16 protein-coding genes are annotated in these 11,480 nt (G+C 69.2%); 15 read left to right on the top strand and 1 reads right to left on the bottom strand.

The genetic code is table 11. The features are described 5' to 3' along the window. Positions 1-156: 156 nt before the first annotated feature. Genes F9929_RS16875 through arsK form a run of 7 tightly spaced genes read left to right on the top strand, consistent with a single transcriptional unit; the run spans position 157 to position 5,227 of the window. On the top strand, positions 157-732 hold the full coding sequence (locus tag F9929_RS16875) for a recombinase family protein (protein WP_119540929.1): 576 nt from the start codon (positions 157-159) through the stop codon (positions 730-732). Between the two features lie 31 nt (positions 733-763). Continuing rightward, complete coding sequence (locus F9929_RS16870; protein WP_119540930.1) at positions 764-1,117, top strand: ArsR/SmtB family transcription factor; 354 nt, start codon at positions 764-766, stop codon at positions 1,115-1,117. After that, positions 1,114-1,521, top strand: coding sequence for an arsenate reductase (glutaredoxin) (arsC, locus tag F9929_RS16865; protein WP_119540931.1), 408 nt, complete (start codon positions 1,114-1,116; stop codon positions 1,519-1,521). The genes F9929_RS16870 and arsC overlap by 4 nt, the downstream gene beginning before the upstream one ends. Next, positions 1,518-1,961: a GNAT family N-acetyltransferase gene (locus tag F9929_RS16860; RefSeq protein WP_119540932.1), complete on the top strand. Its 444-nt coding sequence runs from the start codon at positions 1,518-1,520 to the stop codon at positions 1,959-1,961. Before arsC ends, F9929_RS16860 begins: the two co-directional genes overlap by 4 nt. Beyond that, entirely contained in the window at positions 1,958-2,683 is a 726-nt protein-coding gene (arsH, locus tag F9929_RS16855) for an arsenical resistance protein ArsH (RefSeq protein WP_152047730.1), read from the top strand. Before F9929_RS16860 ends, arsH begins: the two co-directional genes overlap by 4 nt. Before the next feature lie 22 nt (positions 2,684-2,705). After that, positions 2,706-4,016 carry an arsenic transporter gene (locus F9929_RS16850; protein WP_152047729.1) on the top strand — a complete coding sequence of 437 codons (1,311 nt, stop codon included), beginning with the start codon at positions 2,706-2,708 and terminating at the stop codon, positions 4,014-4,016. Further along, entirely contained in the window at positions 4,013-5,227 is a 1,215-nt protein-coding gene (arsK, locus tag F9929_RS16845) for an arsenite efflux MFS transporter ArsK (protein WP_193227810.1), read from the top strand. The genes F9929_RS16850 and arsK overlap by 4 nt, the downstream gene beginning before the upstream one ends. A 102-nt stretch (positions 5,228-5,329) precedes the next feature. On the opposite strand, the gene F9929_RS16840 is transcribed toward arsK, so the two are convergent. Beyond that, positions 5,330-5,767 carry a hypothetical protein gene (locus F9929_RS16840; RefSeq protein ID WP_119540935.1) on the bottom strand — a complete coding sequence of 146 codons (438 nt, stop codon included), beginning with the start codon at positions 5,765-5,767 and terminating at the stop codon, positions 5,330-5,332. 407 nt (positions 5,768-6,174) lie between these two features. Here F9929_RS16840 and F9929_RS16835 point away from each other — a divergent pair, with 407 nt between their 5' ends. From F9929_RS16835 to F9929_RS16800, 8 genes are all read left to right on the top strand, one after another. Next, positions 6,175-7,506 carry a hypothetical protein gene (locus F9929_RS16835; protein WP_152047727.1) on the top strand — a complete coding sequence of 444 codons (1,332 nt, stop codon included), beginning with the start codon at positions 6,175-6,177 and terminating at the stop codon, positions 7,504-7,506. 293 nt (positions 7,507-7,799) lie between these two features. Next, the gene (locus tag F9929_RS16830; RefSeq protein ID WP_119540937.1) at positions 7,800-8,168 is read left to right on the top strand and encodes a hypothetical protein; all 369 of its coding nucleotides are present in this window, start codon (positions 7,800-7,802) and stop codon (positions 8,166-8,168) included. 1,239 nt (positions 8,169-9,407) lie between these two features. Next, positions 9,408-9,854 (top strand): hypothetical protein, encoded by a 447-nt coding sequence (locus tag F9929_RS16825; protein WP_168990546.1) that lies wholly within the window; start codon positions 9,408-9,410, stop codon positions 9,852-9,854. Between the two features lie 41 nt (positions 9,855-9,895). Beyond that, positions 9,896-10,384 (top strand): hypothetical protein, encoded by a 489-nt coding sequence (locus F9929_RS16820; RefSeq protein ID WP_152047726.1) that lies wholly within the window; start codon positions 9,896-9,898, stop codon positions 10,382-10,384. Beyond that, positions 10,381-10,650, top strand: a complete 270-nt coding sequence (locus tag F9929_RS16815) for a hypothetical protein (protein WP_119540939.1) — start codon at positions 10,381-10,383, stop codon at positions 10,648-10,650. Before F9929_RS16820 ends, F9929_RS16815 begins: the two co-directional genes overlap by 4 nt. After that, positions 10,650-10,895 carry a hypothetical protein gene (locus F9929_RS16810; protein WP_119540940.1) on the top strand — a complete coding sequence of 82 codons (246 nt, stop codon included), beginning with the start codon at positions 10,650-10,652 and terminating at the stop codon, positions 10,893-10,895. Before F9929_RS16815 ends, F9929_RS16810 begins: the two co-directional genes overlap by 1 nt. Before the next feature lie 2 nt (positions 10,896-10,897). Further along, the gene (locus tag F9929_RS16805) at positions 10,898-11,227 is read left to right on the top strand and encodes a hypothetical protein (protein ID WP_119540941.1); all 330 of its coding nucleotides are present in this window, start codon (positions 10,898-10,900) and stop codon (positions 11,225-11,227) included. Then, positions 11,224-11,436 (top strand): hypothetical protein, encoded by a 213-nt coding sequence (locus F9929_RS16800; protein ID WP_119540942.1) that lies wholly within the window; start codon positions 11,224-11,226, stop codon positions 11,434-11,436. Before F9929_RS16805 ends, F9929_RS16800 begins: the two co-directional genes overlap by 4 nt. Positions 11,437-11,480: the final 44 nt, after the last annotated feature.

Genomic DNA, 11,480 nt, shown 5'->3' with positions numbered 1-11,480 from the left:
GTAGGACGGCCTGCCTTCGCATCGAAGAGGGGCTTCGCAAACCTCTTGCAAGATGCGCCGCCAGCGAAAGAGGATTGTGAAAGGCCGAACGCCCGGCGCGACCGCACCCTGCCGATCGAATCTGAAAACGGCCGTTTACGAAAGGCTCCCCGTACCGTGCTCCTCGGCTACGCTCGCGTGTCCACCGTCGACGACCAGTCCACCACCGCCCAGGCCCGCGCCCTGCGCGACGCCGGATGCGAGCGAGTGTTCGAGGAAGTCGCATCCGGTGGCCGCTGGGACCGCCCAGAGCTTCAACGCCTACTCGATCACCTGCGGCCCGGCGACACGCTGGTCGTCTGGAAGCTCGACCGCCTGTCGCGGTCCCTCAAGGACGCCCTGACGGTCATGGAGCGGGTCGAGGCAGCCGGCGCAGGCTTCCGTTCGCTGACCGAGGCCGTCGACACCACGAGCCCCGCCGGCCGCATGATGGCGCACATGCTCGGGGCGTTCGCCGAGTTCGAGCGGTCCATGATCCGCGAAAGGACGGCCGCCGGTCTCCGTCAGGCCCGAGCCGAGGGGCGCGTCGGAGGGCGGCGCCGGAAGCTATCCACCGCCCAGCGTCGCGAGATCGTCGAGAGCGTCGTTTCGGGCCGGCGAACGGCGGCCGACATGGCGCGGCTTTACGGGGTGTCCCAGCCGACGGTCAGCAGGATCGTCGCCGACGCGCGCGCCGGACGAATGGACGCTTGAACATTACAACGATGTTTGCAATATCGCAGGGATGAACGACGACTCAGCCGTTGCCGCCCTATCCGCCCTTGCTCACGCCGATCGCCTCGCGGCCTTCCGGATGCTCGTCCGCGCCGGCCCGAACGGCATGCCGTCCGGGGAAATCGCCGAGGCGCTGTCGATCCCGCCGACGCGGATGAGCTTCCACCTCGCGACGCTCGAACGCGCCAAGCTCCTGCGCTCGTGGCGCGACGGGCGCCGCATCCTCTACGCCGCGAGCTACGACGACATGCGCCAGCTTCTCGCCTTCCTGACGGAGGACTGCTGTTCGGGGAACCCGGAGATCTGCGGGAACCTCGGCGCCGACCTTCTCGCCCCCTCCTGCTCGTCGGAGACCTGCTCGTGACCGTCACGATCTACCACAACCCCGCCTGCGGCACGTCCCGCAACACGCTGGAGATGATCCGCCAGTCCGGCGAGGAGCCGCAGGTTATCGAGTACCTGAAGGAGCCGCCGAGCTGCGAGCGGCTGGTCGAACTGATCGATGCCATGGGTATCCGACCGCGCGACCTCCTTCGCGAGAAGGGCACGCCCTACGCCGAGCTCGGCCTCGGGGACGAGACCCTGTCCGACGATGCCCTCCTCGACGCGATGATGGCGCACCCGATCCTGATCAACCGCCCGATCGTCGTGACGGACAAGGGCGCCGCGCTCTGCCGCCCGTCGGAGAAGGTGCTGCCGCTCCTCGCCAACCCCGTTGCCACCTTCACCAAGGAAGACGGGGAGACCGTCGGAGGCTCCCGGGCATGATCCCGACGCTCGTCGCGACGCCCGTCGACGATCCGGCCGGTCTCGTCGGCCTCCTGTCCACGGCAGGGCTGCCGACCGAGGACGTGGCCGAGCCCGGCCGGGTGTTCCTGCGCTACGCCACCGAGGACGGCGAGTTCGTCGGGATCGGCGGCTTCGAACCCCTCGGCGCCGCCGTCCTCCTGCGATCCATCGCCGTCGTTCCCGAGCATCGCGGGCGCGGCATGGGCGGCGCGATCACGGCGGACCTGATGGAGCGCGGCCGCGGGCAAGGCGCGGCCGACGCCTTCGCCTTCACGACAGGGGAACGGACCTTCCTCGCGGCGCTCGGCTTCCGCCGCGTCGAACGGACGGAAGCACCCGCCGCTGTGCTGGCGACACGGCAGGCCATGGGCCTGTGTTCGGCCTCGGCGGTCCTGTGGCGGAAGGAGACCGGACGATGATGGATCCCGTTGCCCTCGACCTGCCCTCCGTCGACATCGACCAGCTTCGACCGATCGACGGGAACGCGCTCGCCAGCCCTGGCGCCTCGACGCACCCGCCGCGCATCCTCGTCCTCCACGGCTCGATCCGCGAGCGGTCCTACTCCCGCCTCCTGTCCGAGGAGGCCGGTCGCCTGCTTCGCTGGTTCGGCTGCGAGGTGCGCACGTTCGACCCTCGCGGTCTGCCGCTCCCCGACGGGGCCGAGCCGGACCACCCGAAAGTCGCAGAGCTGCGCGACCTCGCCGACTGGTCCGAGGGCATGGTCTGGGTCAGCCCGGAGCGCCACGGCGCCATGACCGGCATCATGAAGGCGCAGATCGACTGGATCCCGCTGGCGCTTGGCGCCAAGCGTCCGACGCAGGGCAAGACCCTCGCCGTCATGGAGGTGTCGGGCGGCTCGCAGTCCTTCAACGCCGTGAACCAGATGCGCATCCTCGGCCGCTGGATGCGCATGGTGACGATCCCGAACCAGTCGTCGGTCCCGAAGGCGTTCCTCGAGTTCGACGAGGCGGGACGCATGAAGCCGTCCGCTTATCTCAGCCGCGTCGTCGACGTCTGCGAGGAACTGGTGAAGTTCACCCACCTCGTGCGCGGTCGCTCGGACTATCTGACGGATCGCTACTCCGAGCGGGTCGAGAGCGCCGAGAAGCTGTCCGAGCGCGTGAACCAGCGCACCCTCTGATCCTCTCGTCCCCGGACCGTCCATGCTCGCCCTCGCGATCTTCGTCGCCACCCTCATTCTTGTCATCTGGCAGCCCCGGGGCCTCGGCATCGGCTGGTCGGCGCTCGCCGGCGCCGCGGTCGCGTTGGCGACCGGTGTCGTCGGCTGGGGCGACGTCGGGACGGTCTGGGAGATCGTCTGGGACGCGACGTTCACCTTCGTCGCGCTGATCGTCATCTCGCTGGTCCTCGACGAGGCCGGGTTCTTCGGCTGGGCCGCGCTCCACGTCGCCCGCTGGGGCGGGGGCAACGGGCGGCGGCTGTTCCCGCTCGTCGTCCTTCTGGGCGCGGCCATCGCCGCCGTGTTCGCCAACGACGGGGCGGCGCTGCTCCTCACCCCGATCGTGCTCGCCATCCTCCTGCGCCTCGACTTCCCGCCGGCTGGGGCGCTCGCCTTCGTCGTCGCCTGCGGGTTCGTGGCCGACACTACCAGCCTGCCGCTCGTGGTGTCGAACCTCGTGAACATCGTCACCGCGAACTTCTTCGACGTGTCCTTCGGCCGCTACGCTGCGATCATGGTGCCGGTGAACCTCGTCTCGCTGGCGGCGACGCTCCTCGTCCTGTGGGCGTACTTCCGAAGGGACATCCCGGCGACCTACGACGTCGGCCGGCTCGAAGCCCCCGGCAGCGCGATCCGCGACCCGGCCGTCTTCCGCGCCGCGTTCCTGCTCCTCGGACTCCTGCTCGTCGCCTACTTCGTGACGGGGCCGCTCGGCGTGCCGATCGCTTATCTCACCGGCGCCGCCGCCCTCATCCTCGTGGCAGTCGCGGGACGTTGGTTCTCCGGCGGGCGCGGTGCGGTGATCGACTTGGCCAGGGTCCTGCGCGGCGCGCCCTGGCAGATCGTCCTGTTCTCGATCGGCATGTACCTCGTCGTCTACGGCCTCGGGAACGCCGGGCTGACCGACATCGCGGCGGGCATCCTGCGCTGGCTCGCCGATCGCGGCACGCTCATTGCCACCGTCGGGACGGGGTTGGTCGTGGCGGCTCTCGCCTCCGTCATGAACAACATGCCCGCCACGCTCGTCGGGGCGCTCGCCATCGACCGGGCGGACGTGGCGCCGCTCACCCGCGAGCTCATGGTCTATGCCAACGTCATCGGCAACGACCTTGGCCCGAAGTTCACGCCGATCGGCTCGCTGGCGACCCTCCTGTGGCTCCACGTCCTCGCGGGCAAGGGGCAGCGGATCACCTGGGGCCAGTACATGCGGGTCGGCCTCGTTCTGACCCCGCCCGTGCTGCTGGCGACGCTCGTCGCCCTCTGGGTGTGGCTCCCGCTCGTGCCGTCCCCGTGAGGGACGCGCGCAGCGCCCGGGCGGACATCGCCGCCCTCGGGGTCAGCCAAATCGTCGGCTACGGCACCCTCTACTACAGCTTCGGCATCCTCGCCCCCGCGATGGCGCGCGACGTCGGATGGCCGACCGAGTGGGTGTTCGGCGCCCTGTCGGCCGCGCTGCTCGCGGGCGGGCTGGTCGCTCCTTGGACGGGGCGCTGGCTCGACCGCTTCGGCGCCGGTCGCGTCATGGCCGCGGGGTCCGTCGCGGCCGCCGCCGCACTGGTCGGCGCCGCCCTCGCTCCCGCGGCCCCCGCCTTCGTCCTCGCGCTCATCGCGATCGAGGTCGCGTCGACCTTCGTCCAGTACGGGGCCTCCTTCCCCCTGTTGGTCCAGCGTCACCCGGGCACGGCGCAACGGAGCATTCTGTACCTTACCCTGATCGCCGGGTTCGCCTCGACCCTGTTCTGGCCCCTGACGACGTGGCTGCACGGGACGATGTCGTGGCGCGAGGTCTACCTCGTCTTCGCGGCCATGAACCTCGCGGTCTGCCTGCCCATCCACCTGTGGCTCGCCCGCCGACCGAAGGCCTCGGCGCTCTCGCCGACTGAGGCTGAACCCTTCGCACCTGTCGCCCCGGCCAAGGGCCTCGTGCCGCCGTCCCTTCGGTCCCGGGCCTTCCTCCTGATGGGCGTCGCCTTCGCCTTCCAGAGCCTCGTGGTCTCGTCCGTGCTGGTCCACATGCTGCCGATCCTGTCGGCGCTCGGGCTGGGGCTCGCGGGCGTCATGGTCAGCGCCGTGTTCGGGCCTGCGCAGGTCGCGGGTCGCTTCACACTCATGGTGTTCGGGCGCGACCTGTCCCCGCTGACGCTCGCGGTGATCTCCGCCGCCCTTCTGCCCGCCTCCTTGGTGCTCCTCGTGGCCACCGCGCCGTCGCCCGTCGGCGCCGCCGTCTTCGCCGCCCTGTTCGGCCTCGGGAACGGCCTCTACAGCATCGTCGGGGGCACCCTGCCGCTCGCGCTCTTCGGCCCCGAGGGGTACGGCGCGTTGCAGGGGCGGGTCACGTCCATTCGGCTGATCGTCGGCGCGGCGGCGCCGTTCGCCTTCGCCCTAGCGACGGACTGGATGGGCGTCGGCGGCGGCCTGCTGGTCACGGCGTTCCTCGGCTGCGGGGCGGTCATCGCCTTCGCCGCCGTTAGGTTCCTCGTCTCGACGACGGAGCGGCGCCCCTGACCTGTCCGGGCAGACGGAACGCCCGAGCGCGCCGCCGAGAGCGTCCCGCCGCCGATCGAGCCGTAACGGCGACGTTCGTTACGGCCGCCGTCGCCCGTACGTCTATTCCGCCATGAACTCCGCCGCGGCCGAAGCCATCGTCGCCTCCAGCGCTCGGTCGAAGGTTGCCTTCTCCTTCGCCGACAGGCCGACCTTTTTGATCCCGGCGAGGATGCGTCCCTCGGGTCCCGTCCCCGAGAAGAACGCGTAGGGCGGCACCCCGAGGCCATGAACGGCTTGCTGGTCCACGCTCGCCGACACGATGTCGAGGGCAGCGCACTCGGCGAGCTTCCCCGCCGCCGATCGCTTGAGGGACTTGTAGCAGGCCCGGACGGCATCGGATGCCGCGGCGATCCCGCCTTCCTTGTAGATCGCGTCGAACCGCTCCGCGCCGCGCTGCACCCCGGCCGAGACCTGCCGGGACATGTCGGGGCCGGCGACGGCGGCGGCGGACGACAGCCAGAGAAGGGCGACGAGGGGAAGGCAGGCGGCGTGGCGCATGGAGGCTCCTGTCAGATGGCGCCGCCACTCTGGCACGCCGGGGCGAAGGAGCGGTTTCCAGAACCGATCGAATTCCTTCGAATTTCGAAGCGATCCGCCCTGTCTGGCGACCACGTTGTGACCGAGCGAGAAAGCTCGAAACCCCTGCGCCACAAGGCTTTCGATAGCCTTCCCGCTCGTCTCCGCCGAAATGCCTTTATAAGGATGGGGGCTTGGGCCGGGAAGGAGCGGAGCGACGCTCGGCCCGCCGCGCGAACTCGTCGGCGCGGCGGCGCTTGACGCGGGGGCGATCCGCCCGGACCCTGAAACGCAAAGACCCGGCCATGTGGGGTTGCCGCCCCGGCCGGGTCATGAAGCGTGTTTACGGAGGCGACGATGCGCGATGGGACCGCGACCGTCAAGACGAGATGAGCGTCGAGACCGACGCGTTCGAGTGGGTCCGCGAGCGCGCCTACCAGCGCTGGGGCAGGACGCCAAAGGCCGAACGACGGGTCGAGGAGGTCGCGGCTTGGTGCGCCGACGCGTCCCGGGCGTGGCGCGCCGGGGGTGAGGGTAGGCATGAGCTATCCGATGCCCAGATCGGCAGCATGTCGCGCAGCATCGCCAGATTCGTCGTCGATCAGCTCGTGGAGTTTCGGAAGCGTCCGCCGGCCCGCACGACGGCCGAAGGACGGGCGACGGAGCGCCTGCTGATGGCGACCGCCATTCCCGACTGGATCGAGGAGGACGGCGAGCGCGTCACGGCCCGGAAGGTCGCCGCCATCGCGCAGGTCAGTGAACGGAAGGCCTCCCGCGCGCTTGCCGAGCGCCGCGGCGCGCCGAAGCGCGAGGCCCAGGCCGCGGCGCTCGACGGGCACGAGCGCGCGCTGTTCGACGTCGCGAATGCACTTCTTCCCGACGACGGCTTCTGCGTCCTGCGCGTGAGCGACCTGGAGGCGCGCCTCTGGCCCGAGCCGGCCGAGACCGACGCGGCCCGCCGCAAGCGCCGCTCCCGTCTCCTGAAATCGTTCGAGGCCCTTCGACTGTTGTCGTTCCACGTCGTCGCGAAGGGCGACCTCTTGGCCCTTCGCCGTGGCAGGACGTGGAAGCCCGACGACGCGGCGGCCCGGCTGGCTGCGGCGGCATCGAAGCCCGGTCTCGTCGCCTCCCTCCCGGCTCCTCCGTCGCGTGCCACGTTCTGGACCTCGACCGAGGTCCGGGGCCTCGTGGCGACGCTGCGAGTAGCCCTGAAGAAGGGCTATGATCCCGACGTGTTCCGGGACTTCATCGCGATCCAGCGCGTCGTTCTCGACGGGCGCGCCACGGAGAATCTTCACCGCTTCGCCCATCGGATCAGCGGCGGCTACGGGTACTGGAGCAACGACCTGCCGACCTTCTTCTCCTTCGCGGCCGCGGGGCACTGGGGCATCCGCCTTGAACCGGGCGTCCGCGACGCGGTCGCCGAACTGGGGCGCCGCATCACCCTGCTGGAAGAGGACGGAAAATGGGGCCGATCGGCCGAGAGCGTCATGCACTCGCTCGAATGCTTCCAGTCCCGCGGCTCGCCCCTGTTCGAGTGCTTCGAGGCCGAGGGTCGGGCGCGGATCACCGCGTTCCGGGCAATCATCGAGGTTCGCGACCGCGCCGGCGACTGGATCGACATCGATCAGGCGCTCGCCCTCTGCGATCGTCTTGCGCGCGAGGAGGAGGCGGGACGCTGGTCGGCCGAGCCTTATCTCAATCCGGACTGCCCATTCTGATCGTTTCGAATTTCGAAGCGATCCGCCCTGTCTGGCGACCACGTTGTGACCGAGCGAGAAAGCTCGAAACCCCTGCGCCACAAGGCTTTCGATAGCCTTCCCGCTCGTCTCCGCCGAAATGCCTTTATAAGGATGGGGGCTTGGGCCGGGAAGGAGCGGAGCGACGCTCGGCCCGTCGCGCGAACTCGTCGGCGCGGCAATGGAAACAAAGTCGTGTTTGACGTGTCAAACATCCATTGCAACTCTTGGGGAGCGGCGGCACCATTGTCCTGAGACCCGCTCCAGGACCGCCCATGACCAGCCGCGTCGCCGACCCTCTGCACACCCTCTACGACGCGCTGGCCGCCCAGCAGGCGGCCCAGCCTACCCCTGTCCGTCACCTGCCCGCCGACGAGCGCCGCGCGTACATGCGCGAGGCCAAGCGCCGTTCGCGCGAGCGCCAGCGCGAGGCGGCCGAGGCCGGGTCTCCACAGGCGACGGACGACGCGATCCGGGCGGCGCTGGCCGACGCCGCGCTGATGATCCTCGCCACCGACGCTCCGGGCGCCGAGCAGGTCATGTCCGCGCTGCGCAGCGCCTTCCCCGGCCGCGGCGGGGTGGCCGGCACCGTCCGCGCCCGCTGCCGATCGGGGACGCTCCGGCCGACCCTCCTGCGGCCCTGACGGGATTTCCGAACCGGAACAAGGGCTTCAAATTGTTGACACCAATCTGGCTCAAATTGTTAACAAGCCTCTGTAAACGCTCAGGAATTTTTCATCGGGAGCGTTGACGCCAGCGGAAGGCCGTGGGATAACGGGTCTGTCGAGGCGGCAACGCCGAGACGCCGATCCGATCCCCGCAGGGGGTTAGAATTTTCGAGGCTCCGGCCGAGAGGTTCGCGTTTTCGATCCCCCTTGAGGGGTTTTGTGATCGGTCCCCTCGGGGGTCAGGAGAGAGCCGTCATAAGGCGGATCGAACCTAATGATCGTTCCGCGTAGCGGGTCCCGCATTCTGCCTCGGCTGAATGGGGGGGAAGGCGCTGGCACCGCGCCGTAGGATTACCCCACGGGGGATTCCTTTTACGGTGCCGACCGCCCTGCGCGAGCAGGGCTTCCCCTGTAAACGCAGGGGTCAACCAGTGTACGACGGTTCACCCGGCGCGCTGGCTCTACCCTCCCTGCGCAAGCAGGGTTCCTCCCTTCGTGGGAGGTTGTCTCCTCGGCGACGGGGAGTGGATCGAAACTTATAGAAACCGCTGCACAAGCGGCTCTGAAATATACGTTGTCGCGAGACATCGTTCACCGCCGAACAGGCGGCTCCTCCCTTCGCGGGAAGGTGTTTCTGCCCTGCGAGAGCAGGGACCCGTTCTCCCCACACGTGGGAGGGCAAACCGAGGTGGGTAAAGCAGAGGTCTGCTGGTCCATCGGTCTCCCCACATGCGGGAGGGAAATCGCCCTGCGGAAGCGGGGCCATCTGCAAGACGGGGCGCTCCGGAAACGGGCGCCCCTTCGGCGTTTCTGAGGCCGAACCGCGGCCCCGCCCATCTCCTCACCGCCCGAAGCCTTGCGAGTCCTAGCGCCCGGCCGCCCCGGATTGTACGCAACCAAGGATTGCGACCCCCAATCCTTGTCAAGCCGCACCTCCCAATCCTTTGGGCGGTGAGCGTGAGAAAAACGTTCCGGTTTTCGTGATTTGGAGCCTTCGGATAGGTACGATTTTCCAGCGAGTCCTACCGCGTCGACAGCGTTTTCCGGCGAGTCCTTGTCAATGTTTTCCCATAAAAATCAGTGCCTTAAATTATTTTTCTTTGCGTCCGAAGCCCTGGACGCCGGGCCGCCTCCTGGGCATTTTCACTGACGACGGAGCCGCCCGGTCGCGGGCAATTCCGTCAACGTTCAGGATGCAACTTTAAGGAACATTCGATGTCCGACGTGGACGACAAGCAGGCTGCGGAGACCGCCTTGGAGACGCCGATGCGCGGCGAGGTGATCGCGCTGGACGGCGGGGCGCTCGAAAACCCCGCGTTCGTGAGCCACAAGCGCGGCCGGAACTGGGGCGCAATCCTGACGGGGCCGAACGCCGCTCGCATGGAGCGGCGGTTCCTGCCGGCGCGCGGGGCGACGGTGGACCTGTCCGACGTGCAGCCCGGACAGGTGATCGAACTCGGCGGGGACTACGTCACCTCCGGCGGCAACAGGCACTACGACCGCCGCTACTACCTCGTGCTGGCGACGGACGGCGTCGATCAGATGACCGTCGAGCGCCACAGCACCGCCGCGCAGGCGCTCCGGGCGGCCCGCGAGCTCGCCAAGGCCGTGCCGGTCATCCAGTCCGCCGCGACGACGGCCGACGCAGCACCGGTGCTGTGATGGAGGGCGCGACTCTTTCCATCGGCCCGGGCGGGCTGGTCATGTTCGTGCAATTCTCGGACCCGACCTCCGTCGAGGTCGCAGACCTTCGCCGAGGCAAGTTGGACATCGGAATCCTCACGGTGGGCGGCACGGGAATCCTCCTGACCCGCTTCGGTGCGGCTATGGACACCCCGAGGTTTCCGCCACAGGACGCCATCGTGCTGGAGTGCCCGTTCCACATCGGACTCCTTCCGCCCGACCAGCGCCATCTCCCGACGCGCGAGGGTGGTCTGTCGCTCGCCCTGACGATCATCGTCCAAGACCAGTACGGCACGCAGCGCGGCGGCCGACACCTCGGCCTCGCCATCCCGACCGCCGAGGCGATCGAGCGCATCGTCGCCCGGCAGGCCAAGGAGGCGGCTCGGCCGGGGTGGACGAGGGCGAGCCACGATGCGGAGGTCGATCGCTTCTACGAGCGCAACCCCGACATCGGCCGGGCAGCCGACCGCCTGTTCGCGAAGGCGTGGGCGCGGGAGACCGTCCAATGACGACACCCGACGAACTACTCACGTACATCGACCGCGCAGGCTACGAGCGCGCCTGCGCCGACACCGGGACCATGCCGCTGCCCGACAACGAGACCGCCCGGCTGGCCGAGACCGGGTACGAGCGACTGGCGGAACTCGCGTCCGCCGGCGCCCCGATGGCCACGAAGGCGGCCCTCGCCACGCACCTCCGCCGGGGCTGGTCGCTCCACAGCGGCCGGCCGGAGACGACCCCGGTCGGGACTCGGCTTCTCGAAGGGTTGTTGTGATGAAGGACGACGCTTTCGCACCCGTCGTCGTACCGGAGTCCTCCGGTACGACGCAGCGCCCGCGCCTGTCGCCCGAAGAGCTGACCGTGGTTGCTAAGGCGATGCGCGAGTCCGCCGCACGCATGGATGCCGTCCTCGGCACCGACATGATGCTCGCGCTCGCCCACCTGGAGGGGCGGCCGGAGGACCCGCTGGCGGCCTTCGTCGAGTATTGCGGTCTCCCCGACATGCCGGAGGCCCGTTAGCCATGCGCGCGCTTCCAGCCACCCTCCGGGCGATCCTCCTCGACCCCGACGCGGACCCCGGCCACGCCGCTTCCGTCCTCCTGCTGCCGTGGCAGCGGGAGGAGGAAAGCCCTTTCCCTCGGCTGGTGACGGCCGTCGTCCGCGATGGCCGGACGGTTGCCACGGTGTCGGTCACGAGCGTGGTCGAATGCTGTCACGTCGTTATCATGCGGCGCGGACGCGGCGGCCCTGGCCGGCCGCGCCACTTCCTGACCCTGCCGGCGGCGCTCGCCGCCGCCGAGACCATCGCCGTCGGCTATGCCCTTGGGCTCAAACCAAGGATGTCCGCATGAGCGACCCGATGAATGCCCCGGTGGCGGGCGGCTTCCTCGCCGTGGTCATCGAGCTTTACGGCGTCGACATTGTTGCCGACGTGCTGCATGTCGACGCCGCGCAGGTCGCAGCGTGGCTTGAAACCGGACCGCCTCTCTGGACCTACATCCGCATTTCGGAGTTTGAGGACAAGGTCGAGCGGGCCTCGAAAGACGTCCGACAGGCCTGACCTGGACGCCCGGACTGCCGGGCCTCACGCTTGTCTCCCGACCC

The organism is Aureimonas psammosilenae (genome assembly GCF_009176975.1).
GTDB classification, from domain to species: Bacteria; Pseudomonadota; Alphaproteobacteria; order Rhizobiales; family Rhizobiaceae; genus Plantimonas; species Plantimonas psammosilenae.
The sequence above is the reverse complement of the archived record's forward strand: the minus strand, read 5'-3'. Positions and strand labels throughout refer to the sequence as shown.

Coding starts and splice junctions, on each gene's coding strand:
- F9929_RS16840 (WP_119540935.1), bottom strand. CDS start 5,767: ATGCGCCACGCCGCCTGCCTTCCCCTCGTCGCCCTTCTCTGGCTGTCG.
- F9929_RS16850 (WP_152047729.1), top strand. CDS start 2,706: ATGCTCGCCCTCGCGATCTTCGTCGCCACCCTCATTCTTGTCATCTGG.
- F9929_RS16820 (WP_152047726.1), top strand. CDS start 9,896: ATGTTCGTGCAATTCTCGGACCCGACCTCCGTCGAGGTCGCAGACCTT.
- F9929_RS16870 (WP_119540930.1), top strand. CDS start 764: ATGAACGACGACTCAGCCGTTGCCGCCCTATCCGCCCTTGCTCACGCC.
- F9929_RS16800 (WP_119540942.1), top strand. CDS start 11,224: ATGAGCGACCCGATGAATGCCCCGGTGGCGGGCGGCTTCCTCGCCGTG.
- F9929_RS16835 (WP_152047727.1), top strand. CDS start 6,175: ATGAGCGTCGAGACCGACGCGTTCGAGTGGGTCCGCGAGCGCGCCTAC.
- F9929_RS16810 (WP_119540940.1), top strand. CDS start 10,650: ATGAAGGACGACGCTTTCGCACCCGTCGTCGTACCGGAGTCCTCCGGT.
- F9929_RS16860 (WP_119540932.1), top strand. CDS start 1,518: ATGATCCCGACGCTCGTCGCGACGCCCGTCGACGATCCGGCCGGTCTC.
- arsH (WP_152047730.1), top strand. CDS start 1,958: ATGATGGATCCCGTTGCCCTCGACCTGCCCTCCGTCGACATCGACCAG.
- F9929_RS16805 (WP_119540941.1), top strand. CDS start 10,898: ATGCGCGCGCTTCCAGCCACCCTCCGGGCGATCCTCCTCGACCCCGAC.
- F9929_RS16815 (WP_119540939.1), top strand. CDS start 10,381: ATGACGACACCCGACGAACTACTCACGTACATCGACCGCGCAGGCTAC.
- F9929_RS16825 (WP_168990546.1), top strand. CDS start 9,408: ATGTCCGACGTGGACGACAAGCAGGCTGCGGAGACCGCCTTGGAGACG.
- F9929_RS16830 (WP_119540937.1), top strand. CDS start 7,800: ATGACCAGCCGCGTCGCCGACCCTCTGCACACCCTCTACGACGCGCTG.